This is a genomic window from Pseudomonas sp. NFACC04-2 (genome assembly GCF_900119265.1).
In the GTDB taxonomy this organism is placed as follows: Bacteria; Pseudomonadota; Gammaproteobacteria; order Pseudomonadales; family Pseudomonadaceae; genus Aquipseudomonas; species Aquipseudomonas fluorescens_AA.
Window position 1 is genome coordinate 58,154 of record NZ_FPJC01000022.1, and the last position, 15,964, is coordinate 74,117.

The window sequence follows — 15,964 nt, forward strand, 5'->3', positions numbered from 1 at the left end:
AAAGCGGGTAAAAAAAAGTGCGGCAGTTTATCAACTGACGACACGCCGCGCTGTACCGCTGAAAAAGCCCTGGGCGTTTTCGCTCATTTGGCCGACGATCCGTTGCCGCGCTTCGCGGCTGCCCCAGGCGTTGTGTGGGGTGACGATCAACCGTGGGATATCGCCGGCCAGCAGCGGGTTGCCTTGGGTCGGCGGCTCCACGCTGAGCACGTCGGTGGCGGCGCCTCCCAAGTGACCGCTGCGCAGTGCCTCGGCCAGGGCCTGTTCGTCGATCAATCCACCACGGGCGGTATTGACCACGAATGCGCCGGGCTTGAGCAGCGCCAGTTCGCGGGCACCGATGAAGTTCCGGGTGTGCTCGTTGAGCGGGCAGTGCAGGGTCAGGGCATCGACTTGCGGTAACAATTGCTCCAGCGGCAAGCGGTCGGGGCGGGCCGGGCGCCCCGGGATCTGCCCCAGCAGCACGTGCATGCCAAAAGCTTCGGCCAGCCGCCCGACGGCGCTGCCCAACTCGCCATGGCCGAGCAAGCCCAGGGTCTTGCCTTGAAGCTCGACAATCGGATAGTCCAACAGGCAGAACTGCGAAGCCTGCTGCCAGCGACCTTCCCCCACCGCTTTTTGATAATCGCCCAGGCGCGTCGCCAGGTTCAGCAACAGCATGAGGGTGTGCTGGGCCACCGAGGGCGTGCCGTAGCCCTGGCAATTGCACACCGTAATGCCGTGGTGACGGGCGGCCGCCAGGTCGACATTGTTGGTGCCCGTGGCACTGATCAGGATCAGCTTCAGTTCAGGGCTGGCCGCCATGGCCTGGGCATCGATCACGATTTTGTTGGTGATTGCCACAGTGACGCCCTTGAGCCGCTCGATGACCTGGTCCGGCGTGGTCCGGGCGAACAGTTGCAGTTCGCCGAAGCAACTGCGCAACGGGCTCAGGTCCAGGTCGCCGAGGTCCAGGGAAGGGTGGTCGAGGAAAACGGCGCGGGCGGTGTTTGTCATCAGCTGTACCTTTTATGTCAAGAACCGAAGGCGTAATGTGGCGAGCCTATCAGATGAATGCGGCCCTGGCGCCGAACACCCGTGGCGAGGGAGCAAGCCCCCTCGACACGGGACTTCATCCAACAAAAGATTGTCGTAAGGAGCTTCCATGTACCTCACCGAATTCCTCACCGTCGCCCTGATCCACCTGCTGGCTGTTGCCAGCCCCGGGCCGGATTTTGCCGTGGTGGTGCGTGAAAGCGTGACCCATGGCCGCCGTGCCGGAACCTGGACGGCATTGGGCGTCGGCACGGCGATTTTCCTGCACGTGGGCTATTCGTTGCTGGGCATTGGCCTGATCGTGTCGCAATCGATCGTGCTGTTCAACGCGCTGAAGTGGGCCGCTGCCGCGTACTTGCTGTACATCGGCTTCAAGGCACTGCGGGCGCAACCGGCCAAGCCGGCCGAGGAAAACCTGCACAAGGAAGTCGGCGAGCGGACCGCCCGCGGCGCGTTCATTTCAGGTTTTGTCACCAACGGCCTGAACCCCAAGGCGACGCTGTTTTTCCTGTCGCTGTTCACCGTGGTCATCAACCCCCATACGCCGTTGGCGATCCAGGCCGGTTACGGCGTGTACCTGGCGGTGGCGACGGCGGTCTGGTTCTGCCTGGTGGCGTTGTTGTTCAGCCAGCAACGGGTGCGCGCCGGTTTCGCGCGCATGGGCCATTGGTTCGACCGGACCATGGGCGCGGTGCTCGTCGCCATCGGGGTGAAGCTGGCGTTTACCGAGGCGCACTGACCGTTGCGCGCTCTCCTATGATCGCTTCCACGCGGCTGGGGCGATCAATGCCGTTGGCGGGCGTAATCCAGAAAAGCGTCGATGTTGTCACTGCACAGCAGGGGTGACACCGCCTTGACCTCTTCCATCGGCCATTCCCACCAGGCCGACTCCAGCAGGGCCTGACGCACCGGCTCCTCGAAGCGCCAGCGAATGAACCGGCACGGGTTGCCGCCCACCATGGCGTAGGGCTCGACATCGCGTGTCACCACCGCGCCGGCGGCGACCACGGCGCCATGGCCGATGGTCACGCCCGACAGGATCATCGCGTCAGCGCAGATCCAGCAGTCGCTGCCAATCACCACGTCACCCTTGGTCGGGTTGCTGCCGGGAATGTGCCGGGCTTCATCGATCATCAGTGGGAATGGAAACGTGCTGACCCAGTCGGTGCGATGTCCACCGCCCAGCAGGATCTTCACCCCTTCGGCGATCGACGTATAGGAACCGACCTTGAGGACCGTGTCGTCGCCGAACTCCATCACCTCGGGAATGCCATACGTGCCCACCCCGACCTGGTATTTCGGATAACGCAGACGGATTTTTTCCGGCGCTCGTTCGAGTTTTTCCAGGCCCTTGAGGTGCTTTCGTACTTTGCGTTCCTTGAGTTTCTGCAAGAACTTCATGGTTAGGACCTTGTCATCGGCAATCGCAAGGCCAGCCGCTTGAAGCGCTTGAAACTGGTTTTGTTCCAGTGGCGCCAGGGGATGCTGCGCAACAGCTGCCAGGCTTCTTTCCGATCCTCGACCACGGCGTACTTCAGCGCTTTGTGCACCAGCACCGTACGGGCCGACTGGTAGGCGGGGTGATCCCGATAGGGCTCGATGGCCTGCAGGTCCGTCTTGAGCATCAAGCGGTATTTCCTCGACAGGTTATTGGGGTGGCGGCGATAGCGCGTGACGCAGATCGGTAGTTCATGGATCTCATAACCCTGGCGGGCGATCCGCAGGGTGATCTGGAAATCCTGGACCCTTAGCTGCGGATCATAAAAACCGGCGTCCCGCAGGGCGCTCATGCGATACAGGGCCGCGGGCGCGCCGATGACCGCGGCGTTGCGCAGCAGGTCATCGAAGGTATGCACCTGGATGTGGTCGCGTTGTTGCTCCTTGATGGTCCGGCCATCGCTGTCCATGTAGATGATCAGCGCGCCGACACAGCCCACCTGCGGATGCTCGTCCAGGTACTGGGCACGGACCCTGATCGAATGGGGCAGCATCACATCGTCAAGGTCCGGGGTGGCGACGTACGTGCCCTTGGCATATTTCAGCCCGTGGTTGAGTGCCGCACTCACGCCCTGGTTCTCTTGGGAGTAGAGCTGGAAAGCGTAGGTTTGCTGCAACTGCCGGAGCATGGCCAGGCTGTCGTCGGTGGAGCCGTCGTCGACCACGATGACCTCAACGTTCCGGTAATCCTGGGCAAAGAGGCTGTGGATCGCTTCTTCCAAGTACTTCCCGGCGTTGTAGCAAGGGGCCACGATCGACACAAGCGGCGCACCTAGAGGCGCGGTGGCCTGGGAAGAGGTCAGTTCGGTGTTCATTATTTTCTGTCAAAAAGTGGTGGCATGCTGGAGACCTGCCAGGGCATTTCCCCGCAGGCTTTTGTAACAGGCGTGACACCTATGCTCGCTGTTGGATCCCGATCTGACAAGGTTTGGTTGCGCAATGCTTGCGAAACCTGGGTGCGAGATGGCTCAAGGCTAGTATTTGCGCGCGGATCAAATCATTCCTTTGGCTGATTTGATCCGCGTATAAGCGCTCTAGAGTGCTTGCTTCCAGCCAAGACCGTGCAGTCAGAAAAGGGACTCTTATGTTGCAGACTCGCGTTATTCCTCCCGCCGAAGGCGCCTATCAATACCCGCTGCTGATCAAGCGGCTGCTGATGTCCGGCACGCGTTACGAGAAAACCCGCGAGATCATCTACCGTGACCAGTTGCGCTACAGCTATCCGACGCTGGTTGAACGGGTCGCGCGCCTGGCCAACGTGTTGACCGAGGCGGGGGTCAAGGCCGGCGATACCGTGGCGGTGATGGACTGGGACAGCCATCGCTACCTGGAATGCATGTTCGCGATCCCAATGATCGGCGCGGTGATCCACACCATCAACGTGCGCCTGTCACCGGAGCAGATCGTCTACACCATGAACCACGCCGAGGACCGCTTCGTGCTGGTCAACAGCGAGTTCGTCGGCTTGTACCAGGCGATAGCCGGGCACCTGACCACCGTGGACAAGACCCTGCTGCTGACCGACCTGCCGGAAAAAACCGCCGACCTGCCGAACCTGGTGGGTGAGTACGAGCAATTGCTGGCCGCCGCGGCGCCCACCTACGACTTCCAGGATTTCGACGAAAACTCCGTCGCCACCACGTTCTACACCACTGGCACCACGGGCAACCCCAAGGGCGTGTACTTCACCCATCGGCAACTGGTGCTGCACACCATGGGCGTGGCGACCATCATGGGGGCCATCGACAGCGTGCGGCTGCTGGGCACCAACGACGTGTACATGCCGATCACGCCGATGTTCCATGTCCATGCCTGGGGCCTGCCCTACGTGGCGACCATGCTCGGGCTCAAGCAGGTCTACCCGGGGCGCTACGATCCCGAGTTCCTGGTCCAGCTGTGGCGCAAGGAAAAGGTCACCTTTTCCCATTGCGTGCCAACCATCCTGCAAATGGTCCTCAATGCCAAGGGCGCCCAGGACACCGACTTCGGCGGCTGGAAGATCGTCATCGGCGGCAGCGCCCTGAATCGCAGCCTGTACGAAGCGGCCAAGGCGCGGGGCATCCAGCTCACTGCCGCCTATGGCATGTCGGAAACCGGCCCACTGGTATCCTGCGCCCACCTCAACGACGAATTGATGGCCGGCAGCGAGGACGAGCGCACCACCTATCGGATCAAGGCCGGCGTGCCGGGGCCGCTGGTGGAGGCGGCGATCGTCGATGCCGAGGGGCGGTTCCTGCCGGCCGACGGCGAGACCCAGGGCGAACTGGTGCTGCGCGCGCCGTGGCTCACCGAGGGCTATTTCAACGAGCCACAGAAGGGCGCCGAGCTCTGGGCCGGCGGCTGGCTGCACACCGGCGACGTCGCCACGCTGGACAACATGGGCTTCATCGACATTCGCGATCGCATCAAGGACGTGATCAAGACCGGTGGCGAATGGATCTCCTCCCTGGACCTGGAAGACCTCATCAGCCGTCATGCGGCGGTACGCGAAGTAGCAGTGGTCGGCATTCCCGATCCGCAGTGGGGCGAGCGGCCGTTTGCCTTGCTGGTGATTCGAGAAGGGCATGAGATCGGGGCTCGCGAACTCAAGGAACACCTCAAGCCGTTCGTCGAGCTGGGGCACTTGAGCAAGTGGGCAATCCCGAGCCAGATCGCCCTTGTTACGGAAATTCCCAAGACCAGCGTCGGCAAGCTCGACAAGAAGCGTATCCGCATCGACATCACCGAATGGCAGAGCAACAACAGCACCTTCCTGTCCACGCTTTAGGCCTTTTTGCCGTGCCCGAAAGGGCACGGCAGCCCCACCAAGCAAGCGCTTGCCTTGTCAAACCGCAAATTTCAGCCATCCTTGCCGTGCCGGCATCTGTCGGCCTGGCGAAAGGACTGTTCCAGAGTGGTCGCGGGCTGCAAATCACACTTTAGAGGGATCAAGCCGTACTACCTGCTGGCTATAGTCCGCTCACGGATTCTCAAGAACGGGGCGCACGCACGAAAGGGCGATGCGACTTCGGCGTATGTCGGGACGCTGCCGCTCCCTGCCGCCGAGGTGTTTTTGAAATGTCCATTGCCATAACAATAATGCACATGGAGTAGCGTCGATGACCTCAGCAACCACGTTCTGGCGCCGGGCAAAACTGCCTCTGGCGGTCAGTCTCGCCTCTTCGCTCGCCGGGCCAGCATTCGGCGTCAGTTTCAACATCGGTGAAATCGAAGGCCAGTTCGACTCGTCCCTGTCGGTCGGCGCGAGCTGGTCCACGGCCAAGGCCAACCGAGACCTGATCGGTGTCAACAATGGCGGCAAGGGCTTGTCGCAGACCTCCGACGACGGTCACCTGAACTTCAAGCGAGGGGAAACCTTCTCGAAGATCTTCAAGGGCATCCATGACCTGGAACTGAAGTACGGCGATACCGGCGTGTTCGTGCGCGGCAAGTACTGGTACGACTTCGAACTCAAGGACGAACACCGCCTGTACAAGGACATCAGCGACAGCAACCGCAAGGAAGGCGCCAAGTCCTCCGGCGGGCAGATCCTCGATGCGTTCGTCTACCACAACTATGCCATTGCCGATCAGCCAGGCTCCGTGCGCCTGGGCAAGCAAGTGGTCAGTTGGGGTGAAAGTACGTTCATCCAGGGCGGCATCAACTCCATCAACCCGGTCGACGTGTCCGCGTTCCGTCGTCCTGGCGCCGAGATCAAGGAAGGCCTGATCCCGGTCAACATGTTCTACGTGTCCCAGAGCCTGACCGACAACCTGTCGGCCGAGGCGTTCTATCAGATTGAATGGGACCAGACCGTGGTGGATAACTGCGGTACGTTCTTCTCCCAGCCGGATGTGATTGCCGACGGTTGCACCGATAACCTGCGGGTGCTGAACAAGCGTTCGACCATTCCGCTGCCGGGCGTCATTCTTCCAATATTGGAAGGCCAGGGTGTCGATATCAACGAAGAAGGCGTGCTGGTACGTCGTGGCCCGGACCGCGATGCCCGCGATAGCGGCCAGTGGGGCGCATCGTTGAAATACATGTTCGAACCGCTGGACACCGAGTTCGGTGCCTACTTCATGAACTACCACAGCCGTGCACCGATTTTCAGTGCCCAAGGCGCTGCGCAGCAGTTCTACACCGCGGGGCCCATCGCGGCACTGCGTCCTCTGATCGTTGCGGGTAACTCCAACTACTTCGTCGAATACCCGGAAGATATCCGTCTCTATGGCCTGAGTTTCTCCACGACACTGCCCACCGGCACGGCGTGGAGCGGTGAGATCAGCTATCGGCCGAATGCACCGGTGCAACTGAGCACCACTGACATTCTTTTCGCCGGTGTGACGCCACTTCCCGGATTTGGTGATGCATCGGTGCTCCAGGGCACGCCGGGTCAAGACCTGCATGGTTATCGCCGTAAAGAGATCACTCAGTTCCAGACCACCTTCACGCACTTCCTCGATCAAGTCATGGGCGCCAGCCGCCTGACCCTGGTAGGTGAAGTCGGGGTAACCCATGTCGGTGGCCTGGAAAGCAAATCCGACGCTCGTTATGGCCGTGATCCGGTGTTTGGGCCGGGTGAGCTGCCCAACGGCTTCTGCAACTCGCTCAATACGTCTACTGCGGCGGGGGGCGGCCAGACCATCAACGACGTCAACAGCAACTGCAACAACGACGGCTTCACCACCTCCACGTCCTGGGGCTACCGCGCTCGCGCCATCTGGGAATACCCGGACGTGTTCGCCGGCGTGAACCTCAAGCCCAACGTGGCCTGGTCCCATGACGTCAAGGGTTACTCGCCGGGCCCTGGCGGCAACTTCGAGGAAGGCCGCAAAGCCGTCAGCCTCGGGCTGGATGCCGAGTACCAGAACACCTACAACGCCAGCCTGGCCTACACCAACTTCTTTGGTGGCGATTTCAGCACTGTGGACGATCGTGACTTCCTGGCGCTCAGCGTCGGCGTGACCTTCTAAGCACCGTATTTCAGGACGACACACTATGAAAATAACAAAGAATCTGTTGCAGGTCGGTGTTCTGGGGTTATCTCTGCTGGCCGCCAGCGTCATGGCGGCAGTACCCGCGGCCGAGGCCGACAAGCTCGGCAAGAGCCTGACGCCGATGGGCGCCGAGATGGCCGGCAATGCCGATGGCTCGATCTCGGCCTGGAAACCCATGGCCAAGAACGCCGGTGCCGTGGACAGCAAGGGCTTCCTGGCCGATCCATTCCCGACTGAAAAACCGCTGTTCACCATCACTGCGCAGAACGTCGAGCAGTACAAGGACAAACTCGCCCCCGGCCAGTACGCGATGTTCAAGCGCTACCCGGAAACCTTCAAGATGCCGGTCTACCCGACCCATCGCGGCGCCACCGTGCCGGACGAGGTGTTCGCCTCCATCAAGAAAAACGCGGTCAACACCAAGCTGGTCTCCGGCGGCAACGGCCTGGAGAACTTCGAGACGGCCGTGCCGTTCCCGATTCCCCAGAGCGGCGTGGAAGTCATCTGGAACCACATCACCCGCTATCGCGGCGGCAGCGTGACGCGCCTGGTCACCCAGGCTACCCCGCAGCCCAATGGTTCGTACAGCCTGGTGTACTTCCGCGACCAGTTCGTGTTCCGCGACAAGATGAAGGATTTCGATCCGGCCAACCCGGGCAACATCCTGTTCTACTTCAAGCAGCAAGTGACCGCGCCGGCGCGCCTGGCCGGTGGCGTGCTGCTGGTGCACGAGACCCTGGACCAAGTGAAGGAGCCGCGTTCGGCGTGGGTCTACAACGCTGGCCAGCGCCGTGTGCGCCGTGCCCCGCAAGTGTCCTATGACGGCCCGGGTACGGCGGCCGACGGTCTGCGTACCTCCGACAACTTGGACATGTACAACGGCGCACCGGACCGCTACGACTGGAAGCTGGAAGGCAAGAAAGAGATGTACATCGCCGCCAACAGCTACAAGATCGATTCGCCGCAACTCAAATACGCCGACATCATCAAGGCCGGCCACATCAACCAGGACCTGACCCGCTACGAGCTGCGTCGCGTCTGGCATGTGACCGCGACCCTGAAGGAAGGCCAGCGTCACATCTACGCCAAGCGTGACTTCTACATCGACGAAGACACCTGGCAAGCCGCGGTGATCGACCACTACGACGGTCGTGGCCAACTGTGGCGCGTGGCCGAGGCCCATGCCGAGAACTACTACGACAAGCAAGTGCCGTGGTACGCCCTGGAAACTCTCTATGACCTGCAGTCCGGCCGCTACCTGGCGCTGGGCATGAAGAACGAAGAGAAATCGGCCTACGACTTCGGCTTCACCGCCACCACCGCCGACTTCACCCCGAACGCACTGCGTCAGGACGGCATCCGCTAAACCGCTCCACCCGAGGCCGCATCCTCGAAACAACGCCCCGACTGGTTCGGGGCGTTTTTTTGTTCGATCAGTCAACACAAAACCCTGTGGCGAGGGAGCTTGCTCCCGCTGGGCTGCGCAGCAGCCCCAAACCAGCCTACTCATTGTGTCAGGTACAACGCAGTCGCTGCCTTGCGGGTTGCTTCGCAACCCAGCGGGAGCAAGCTCCCTCGCCACAAGAGCGGTGGCCGCCTGAATTTTTAGAGTCGGTCGGCTTGTAGTCTTTTTGTAGCCATTTGTAGCACTCCCTTCAATACCTCCTCGTTTACCGCTAGTCTGCGGACATCTGCAACGCCGCCACCCGCATTCCTACAAGAGCCGGCCATGACTGATTTGTCTTCACTTCCGGATTCTGCCCGCGCAGCCATCGCGGTACAGGACGGGCGTTTCTACCGCCCGCCCTTGCCCGACGGCCATGTCGCGCGGCCGCGGTTGTGCGAGCGTTTGAGCGCCGGGCTCGGGGGGCGGTTGCTGTTGGTCAGTGCCCCGGCGGGGTTCGGTAAAAGCTCCCTGGCGGTGGAGTTCTGCCAGAGCCTGCCGGCCCATTGGCAAAGCCTCTGGCTGGGGCTCAGTGCCCGGGACAACGATCCGGGGCGTTTCCTGGAACGCTTGCTCGAAGGGCTCCAGGCATTTTTCCCGCAACTGGGTGGCCGGGCACTGGGGCTGCTGAAAATGCGCCAGCGCCATCAACCCTTCGCCTTCGAAGAATGGCTCGATGGCTTGCTGGACGAATTGTCCGCCCACTTATCGCTCCGTGATCCCTTGTTGCTGGTCCTCGACGATTACCACCTGGCCCAAAGCCCGGTGCTGGATCGCTGCCTGCAATTTTTCCTCAATCACCTGCCCGACGGTTTGCTGGTACTCGTCACCAGTCGCCAGCGCCCGGACTGGCACCTGGCGCGCCTGCGCCTGTCGCGGCAATTGCTCGAACTCAACGAGCAAGACCTGCGCCTGACCCATGACGAAGCCTTGACCCTGCTCCAGCATCACAGCAGCTCGTTGCGCGGCGAGGCGCTGGAAAACCTCATCCAGCGCAGTGAAGGCTGGGTGGCCGGGCTGCGGTTCTGGCTGCTGGCCGCCTCCGAAGCCGGCAGCGAAGGCCTGCTGCCCCAGGCCTTGCACGGAGGGGAAGGGCTGATCCGCGATTACCTGCTCGAAGAGGTCATCGATTGCCTGCCCGCCGAGGTGCAGGCGTTCCTCTACGACACGGCCCCTCAGGAACGCTTTTGCAGCGCGCTGTGCGATGCCGTGCGCGAAGCCCACGACAGTGACGAAATCCTGCGTTACCTGGCGGCTCACCAGGTATTCCTGGTGCCGCTGGACGAGCATGGCCACTGGTATCGTTATCACCACTTGTTTTCCGACCTGCTGCGCAGTCGCCCCAGCGCGCCGGCCATGGTCCCGGCCGCGACCCTGCACCTGCGGGCCTGTCGCTGGTTCAACGCCCAGGGCCTGATCGACGAAGCCGTGGAACAGGCGCTGCGGGCCGGGCACCTGGACGTGGCGGCGAACCTGGTGCAGAACCTTTCGGAGGAGCAGCTGCTGGCCGAGCAGAACGTCGGCATGTTGCTGCGCTGGAAAATGGATTTGCCCGACAGCCTGCTCATCAGCACGCCGCGGCTGATCGTGCTCTACAGCTGGGCCTTGGGCCTGGCCTGTCAATTGGACGCCGCCGAAGAGCTGGCCGCGCACTTGAGTCGTTTCCTGCCGGCCCCCTCGGCCACCGCGCAAAAGTCCATGCTTGCCCAATGGCTGGCCCTGAGCGGCATTGTCGCCCGTGGCCGTGGTGATCGCGAGGCCACCGTGCGTTATTGCAGCGAAGCCCTGGAGAGCCTGCCGCAAAAACGCTACGGCCAAAGGCTGATGTGCCTGTCCACCTTGTCGAACCTGGCGATTGCCGACGGCGACCTGTGGCGTGCCCGGAACCTGAACCGCGATTCCCTGGAGCTGGCACAGCGGGTCGGCAACCCATTGTTCGAGGCCCTGGCCCATTACGATCGTGCCCGGGTCTTGCAGGCGCGAGGCGAAATCCTGCGGGCGCTGGACGAAGTGCACCAGGGTTTGCAGCGTTTGCATGCATTATCGCCCCAGCGGCTTTATGCGGTGCGGGCGCGGCTGATCATGTACGAGGGTTTCCTGCTGACCTTGCGCATGCAACCCCAGGTCGGCCTGGCGCGGTTGCAGGCAGGCCTCACCGAAGCCCGCGCCTGCCGCGACATCAGCGTGCTGATCGGCCATTGCGTGATCGCGCGTATCGAAGGCTATGGCGGCGAGTTCGCCCGGGCCTTTGCCGAACTGGCTGAAGCCGAGCGGCTGATGCACATCTGGGACGTTCCGCCGATCTATTACCTGGCAATGATTACCCTGGTCAAATGCGAACTCTGGCTGGCCCAGGGCCGCACCGACCTGGCCGAAGCCTGGCTGGCCCGCTTGGGCCAGACCTACACCGGCGAGCGGGCCGCCGCGCCGCCGGAATTCCATCCGCAACTGCCGCTGCATGTCGAATTGCAGCAGGCGGTGCTGGAATCCATCCGGGGTCAACCGATGCTTGCCGAAGGGCGACTCGATGCCCTGCTTGAACACGGCCAGCAAACCGGTCGGCAAATGCTCAGCGTGATGACGCTCAACCAGAAGGTCGCCTTGCTGTTGAGCGTCGGCCGTGAGCCCGAAGCCCGCCGTACCCTGGCCCAAGCTTTCGAAGCCGCCAGCGGCGGGGTGTTGCAGCCCTTCGAGTGGTTGTTTGGCAAGCACTGTGAATGGTTTCGCGAACAACTGCTGCACGCACCGCCCAGCACCTTGCGTGAACATCTGTTCGAACGCCTACCCTCGACGGTGGCCCAGCCTGTCGACCCGGCGGCACCTGTCGAAACCCTCAGCAGTCGCGAGCGGGCGGTGTTGCAACTGATTGCCCAGGGCTGTTCGAACCAGGAGATCAGCGAGCAATTGTTCATCTCGCTGCACACCGTCAAGACCCACGCCAGCCACATCAACAGCAAACTCGGGGTCGAGCGCCGCACCCAGGCGGTGGCGCGGGCGAAGGCGTTGGGGTTGTTGGGCTGAGGGAGACTTTATGAGCGGTGGGAAAAACCTGTGGCCAGGGAGTAAGCTCCCTGGCCACAGGCTTTGACAAGGAATCCCTCGATGTTGCCTCTGTACAAGACCATCCCATCCCCCGTCGGCCAGTTGATACTCGTCGCCCGGGAGACAAGACTGGCGGCCATCCTGTGGGAAAACGAGCGGCTCAACCGGGTGCGCCTGGGGCCTTTGGAAGAAGACACTCAGCATCCGGTCCTCAAGGAAACCGAACGTCAGTTGCTGGAGTACTTCGCCGGTCAGCGCCGCCGTTTCGAACTGGAGCTGGACTTTGCCGGCACGGATTTCCAGGTCCGAGTGTGGCAGGCCCTGTTGACCATTCCCTTCGGTGAAACCCGCAGTTACCGCGACATCGCCGTCCAGATCGGCCAACCGACAGCGGTCCGGGCGGTCGGCGCCGCCAATGGTCGCAACCCCATCTCGATCATCGCCCCGTGCCACCGCGTCATCGGCAGCTCCGGCAGCCTCACCGGCTTCGCTGGCGGCCTGGCGGCCAAACAATTGCTGCTCAGCCTCGAAGGCCAGCAGACTCTGCAGTTGGCGTTCTGACTGCCACTTCCCTGTGGGAGCGAGCTTGCTCGCGATAGCGCCGTGTCAGCTTGCCTAGGAGCTGGCTGTGCCTCCGTCATCGCGAGCAAGCTCGCTCCCACAATGTTCTCAGGCTGGTGGGGATTTGGGAGGCCGCATGCGTGTCGGTGGTTGGCCGTTGGCGTTGTGCTGGTAGATCTTTGTGGGCTGGCCCTGTTCGTTGAAGAACACCTGGCCGATACCGGCGCTGTTCCACAACCGTTCGCCCGCTTCGGCGTGTTCCGGGGTGTGGGGGACGATGCGCATGCTGCGGCGCTTGGTGAACCAGTTCAGGGGCGAGCGCGGGGAGTAGAGCCAACGGTTCAGGCGGTCGAACCATTCCAGCAGCACGGGCGGGAATTCATTCTTGATGCCGCTGCTGGTGATCTGCCAGATACGCGGGCCGCCCTTGCGGTGTGGGATCAGCACCTCGTAGACGAAGGAATAATGCACGTCCCCTGACAGCACCACGTAATTACCCGGTGTACGCGAGTGTCGGAAGATGTTCAGGATCACCTGGGCTGCGCCGCGATGGGCCATCCAGTTTTCCGCGTCCACCAGCAACGGATAACCGCACCAACTGAACACCCGCTGCACGGTCTCGATCAGCTTCACGCCGAAGATCGGTGCCGGTGAGACGATGATGGCCGAGGGGTGATCCAACAAATCTTGCTGCAACTCGCTCAGGGCTTCCCAATCCAGCAGGCCGGAAGGTTGCTTGAGGGTGTTCTCGCTGCGCCAGCGGCGGGTACGGGTGTCGAGCACCACCAGGGCCGGGGTGCTCGGCAGCACGTAATGCCACTGCTGGAAACCCAGCAGGGTGTCGATCAATTGGTCCTGGGGTTCGCTGTCGAGGTAGCGGTCTCGGGCGGTGTCGCTCAAGGCCAGGGTCTGCGGGAGCACGTCCGCAAAGGCATCCGGGTTGTTGCCCCAGCCCTGGCAGAGCATGTAGGCGATCAAGGCATTGCCGATGATGCGCTTGGAGAAAGGATGGCCGTAGGCCGTTTCCTCCCACTGCGCGGACAGATTCCAGTCATCGGTGATGTCGTGGTCGTCGAAAATCATCAGGCACGACAGGTGCGCAAATACCCGCGCCACGCCGCCCAGCCCGGTCTTGAACGCGTCGATGCGTTGCTGTTCCAGGTCGTAGCGTTGGCGCCGCTCGACGGTCAGTTCGGGGGGCTGCACGGCGATCAGTGTCCAGGGCACCGGCGACCACACCAGCAGGTACATTGCCATCACCTCGGCGAAGGTCACCAGGTGATTGTCGGCGCTGCTGCTGGTGAAGATCGGCTTGCGTGCGCCGCCGAAAAAGCGCTCGCGCAGGGTTTCGTTACTCTCCAATGCCGGTAGCAAATCGGCGCGATGGTAATAACTGGCCGGGTGTTGGTAGAGCTTGGCGCTGTCTTCCACGACAGCGCCCTCCAGGCATTCCTCGAACAGCCCCAAGTGTTCGATAAGCCCATGAATCGCCCGCAGCATGGGCCCGGCGACGTCGTCGGCATAGACCTGGTCGCCGCTCATCATCAACAGTGCCGGGCGTTGCGCCGGGTCTTGCGCGAGCAGACGGTCGACACAGAGCAGGCCGTCGTTGGTCGGGTAGTGGGGTTTGCGGCAAGAACCGTGGACCAATTGCTCGATACGCGAATGCAGCATGAAGTTCGGACACTGTGCGCCGTCATACAACAGATGCGGCGCCCACTCGGCGATGGGCGCGCCGTCCACCAGCAGGTCGTAGTCAATCGCCACGTCTTGGGGCAGGGGAGCGTCGAGCGTCACATCGATCAAGTGCACAAACGCCCGTTGCCCGACCGGCACCACGGTGCAACGTGATGCATCGAGTGCCAGGTCGCCGACACCGTCAATACGCAGCGTCAACGCCAATGCTCGCGTGCCCACCAACCACATCACCAGGCGCGCAGGCTCCAGCCGCCGCAACAGCGGGCCGACCAGGACAGGGGGCAGGGCAAGGGTAATATCGGGGGCGGACAACAGCATCAGCGGAAAAAGCTCTGTTCAGGGAGAGGCGAGGATCATAACGCAATGTGCTGTGCGACTGGGGATAGAGGGGGCGGGCACTGTTGTGGCGAAGGAGCAAGCCCCCTCACCAGAGGAAAGTGTCAAGCCTGGCGATGTCACTGTGCGCTATTGGAAGCCTCGGCGGCCTTGATCAGGTCCGGCCCGATCTCTGTCTCGAACTTCGCCCATACTGGTTTCATTCGTTCGCGCCAGACACTGCGCTCTTGCGGCGTGAGGGTGATGATCTCGGTGGTCTTGGCATCCAGGACGTGCTGTTTGTCCTGTTGGTTGAATCGTTCCGCTTCCAGGTTGGCATGGGCAGTGGATTCGATCACGATCTTGTCCAGTTCGCTGCGGATATCCGGCGGCAGGCCGTTCCAGAAATCCGACGTGGTGATCAGCATGTAGTCGAGTATGCCGTGATTGGATTCGGTGACGTATTTCTGCACCTCATTGAGCTTCTGGTTGTAGAAGTTCGAATAGGTGTTTTCCGTGCCGTGGACCAGACCGGTGCGCAGCCCCTGGTACACCACCGAGAAAATCATCGGTTTGGCCTTGGCATCCACCGCCTTGAACTGCTCCTCCAGTACCGCAGAGGTCTGTATCCGGAACGTCAGGCCACGGGCATCCTCAGGGGTACGCAATGGCTTGTTGGCCGATAGCTGCTTCATGCCGTTGTGCCAATAGGCCAGGCCGGTGACGTTCTTGCTTTCCATGGACTTGAGCAGTTTCTGGCCTTCAGGGCTTTGCTGGAAACGGTCTACTGCGGCGATGTCGTCGAATAGAAAGGGTAAGTCGAACAGCTGCACAGTCTTGGTGTACTGATCGAACTTGGCCAGTGATCGCGCAATGATCTGCACCTCCCCCAGGAGCAAGGCTTCCATCTCCTTGTCATCGCCGTACAGCGTGGAGTTGGGGTAGACCTCGACCTTCACTTTGCCCGGTAGCCGCTCTTCTGCCAGCTTCTTGAACATCAACGCGCCCTGGCCCTTGGGCGTTTGGTCACCTACCACGTGGGAGAACTTGATAACGATCGGCTCAGCCGCCATGACCGTGCCCCACGCGCCGAAAGCCAGGGTACAGGCGAGCGCTTTCCATACAGGTTTGAGCATTGCGAAATTCCCTTTGCCTTTACATTCATCGTACGGGCCTTTTCGGAACCCGGCGTACAGCAGACAACGTCAAGTCTAGGAGAAAAACCATCCGCTGCTGGATGACGTGTTCCGGCGGGGGCAAGCCATCGGACTTCTGCTGGGTGGGAGCGGGTGTTCACTGATCCTGCCCCTGTCACAGCCCTCCTGTGGGAGCGAGCTTGCTCGCGATGATGGCGGCATCTCCAACATCATCGGCCCAGGCACACCGTTATCGC

The 15,964-nt window shown here is 61.9% G+C and carries 11 protein-coding genes; 6 read left to right on the top strand and 5 right to left on the bottom strand.

Annotated elements, in window-relative coordinates; translation table 11 throughout:
• Positions 1-30 precede the first annotated feature (30 nt).
• A complete protein-coding gene (locus tag BT125_RS23605; RefSeq protein WP_072410900.1) occupies positions 31-996 on the bottom strand; it encodes a 2-hydroxyacid dehydrogenase in 966 nt (321 codons plus the stop codon).
• 148 nt (positions 997-1,144) lie between these two features.
• On the opposite strand from BT125_RS23605, the gene BT125_RS23610 reads away from it, so the two are divergent.
• On the top strand, positions 1,145-1,774 hold the full coding sequence (locus BT125_RS23610; RefSeq protein ID WP_060739142.1) for a LysE family translocator: 630 nt from the start codon (positions 1,145-1,147) through the stop codon (positions 1,772-1,774).
• Positions 1,775-1,818: 44 nt separating this feature from the next.
• On the opposite strand, the gene BT125_RS23615 is transcribed toward BT125_RS23610, so the two are convergent.
• Both BT125_RS23615 and BT125_RS23620 read right to left on the bottom strand, forming a co-directional pair.
• The gene (locus tag BT125_RS23615; RefSeq protein ID WP_072410902.1) at positions 1,819-2,436 is read right to left on the bottom strand and encodes a CatB-related O-acetyltransferase; all 618 of its coding nucleotides are present in this window, start codon (positions 2,434-2,436) and stop codon (positions 1,819-1,821) included.
• Between the two features lie 2 nt (positions 2,437-2,438).
• Positions 2,439-3,347, bottom strand: a complete 909-nt coding sequence (locus tag BT125_RS23620; protein ID WP_072410903.1) for a glycosyltransferase family 2 protein — start codon at positions 3,345-3,347, stop codon at positions 2,439-2,441.
• A gap of 269 nt (positions 3,348-3,616) precedes the next feature.
• Here BT125_RS23620 and BT125_RS23625 point away from each other — a divergent pair, with 269 nt between their 5' ends.
• The 5 genes from BT125_RS23625 (at position 3,617) to BT125_RS23645 (ending at position 12,558) form a co-directional block, all read left to right on the top strand.
• Entirely contained in the window at positions 3,617-5,299 is a 1,683-nt protein-coding gene (locus tag BT125_RS23625) for a fatty acid--CoA ligase (protein ID WP_072410905.1), read from the top strand.
• A 331-nt stretch (positions 5,300-5,630) separates the two neighbouring features.
• On the top strand, positions 5,631-7,487 hold the full coding sequence (locus BT125_RS23630; protein ID WP_072410907.1) for a DUF1302 domain-containing protein: 1,857 nt from the start codon (positions 5,631-5,633) through the stop codon (positions 7,485-7,487).
• A 25-nt stretch (positions 7,488-7,512) separates the two neighbouring features.
• Complete coding sequence (locus BT125_RS23635) at positions 7,513-8,877, top strand: DUF1329 domain-containing protein (protein WP_072410909.1); 1,365 nt, start codon at positions 7,513-7,515, stop codon at positions 8,875-8,877.
• A gap of 363 nt (positions 8,878-9,240) precedes the next feature.
• Positions 9,241-11,976, top strand: coding sequence for a winged helix-turn-helix domain-containing protein (locus BT125_RS23640; protein WP_072410911.1), 2,736 nt, complete (start codon positions 9,241-9,243; stop codon positions 11,974-11,976).
• A gap of 81 nt (positions 11,977-12,057) precedes the next feature.
• Positions 12,058-12,558 carry a methylated-DNA--[protein]-cysteine S-methyltransferase gene (locus tag BT125_RS23645; protein WP_072410913.1) on the top strand — a complete coding sequence of 167 codons (501 nt, stop codon included), beginning with the start codon at positions 12,058-12,060 and terminating at the stop codon, positions 12,556-12,558.
• A 108-nt stretch (positions 12,559-12,666) separates the two neighbouring features.
• Here BT125_RS23645 and BT125_RS23650 read toward each other — a convergent pair whose 3' ends face one another.
• Both BT125_RS23650 and BT125_RS23655 read right to left on the bottom strand, forming a co-directional pair.
• Entirely contained in the window at positions 12,667-14,574 is a 1,908-nt protein-coding gene (locus tag BT125_RS23650; RefSeq protein WP_072410914.1) for an alkaline phosphatase D family protein, read from the bottom strand.
• A 137-nt stretch (positions 14,575-14,711) separates the two neighbouring features.
• Positions 14,712-15,707, bottom strand: coding sequence for a TRAP transporter substrate-binding protein (locus BT125_RS23655; protein WP_072410916.1), 996 nt, complete (start codon positions 15,705-15,707; stop codon positions 14,712-14,714).
• Between the last annotated feature and the right edge of the window lie 257 nt (positions 15,708-15,964).

Excerpts from the sequence above, each read along its gene's own strand:
- BT125_RS23605 (WP_072410900.1), bottom strand. The coding sequence starts at position 996 with ATGACAAACACCGCCCGCGCCGTTTTCCTCGACCACCCTTCCCTGGAC.
- BT125_RS23610 (WP_060739142.1), top strand. The coding sequence starts at position 1,145 with ATGTACCTCACCGAATTCCTCACCGTCGCCCTGATCCACCTGCTGGCT.
- BT125_RS23615 (WP_072410902.1), bottom strand. The coding sequence starts at position 2,436 with ATGAAGTTCTTGCAGAAACTCAAGGAACGCAAAGTACGAAAGCACCTC.
- BT125_RS23620 (WP_072410903.1), bottom strand. The coding sequence starts at position 3,347 with ATGAACACCGAACTGACCTCTTCCCAGGCCACCGCGCCTCTAGGTGCG.
- BT125_RS23625 (WP_072410905.1), top strand. The coding sequence starts at position 3,617 with ATGTTGCAGACTCGCGTTATTCCTCCCGCCGAAGGCGCCTATCAATAC.
- BT125_RS23630 (WP_072410907.1), top strand. The coding sequence starts at position 5,631 with ATGACCTCAGCAACCACGTTCTGGCGCCGGGCAAAACTGCCTCTGGCG.
- BT125_RS23635 (WP_072410909.1), top strand. The coding sequence starts at position 7,513 with ATGAAAATAACAAAGAATCTGTTGCAGGTCGGTGTTCTGGGGTTATCT.
- BT125_RS23640 (WP_072410911.1), top strand. The coding sequence starts at position 9,241 with ATGACTGATTTGTCTTCACTTCCGGATTCTGCCCGCGCAGCCATCGCG.
- BT125_RS23645 (WP_072410913.1), top strand. The coding sequence starts at position 12,058 with ATGTTGCCTCTGTACAAGACCATCCCATCCCCCGTCGGCCAGTTGATA.
- BT125_RS23650 (WP_072410914.1), bottom strand. The coding sequence starts at position 14,574 with ATGCTGTTGTCCGCCCCCGATATTACCCTTGCCCTGCCCCCTGTCCTG.
- BT125_RS23655 (WP_072410916.1), bottom strand. The coding sequence starts at position 15,707 with ATGCTCAAACCTGTATGGAAAGCGCTCGCCTGTACCCTGGCTTTCGGC.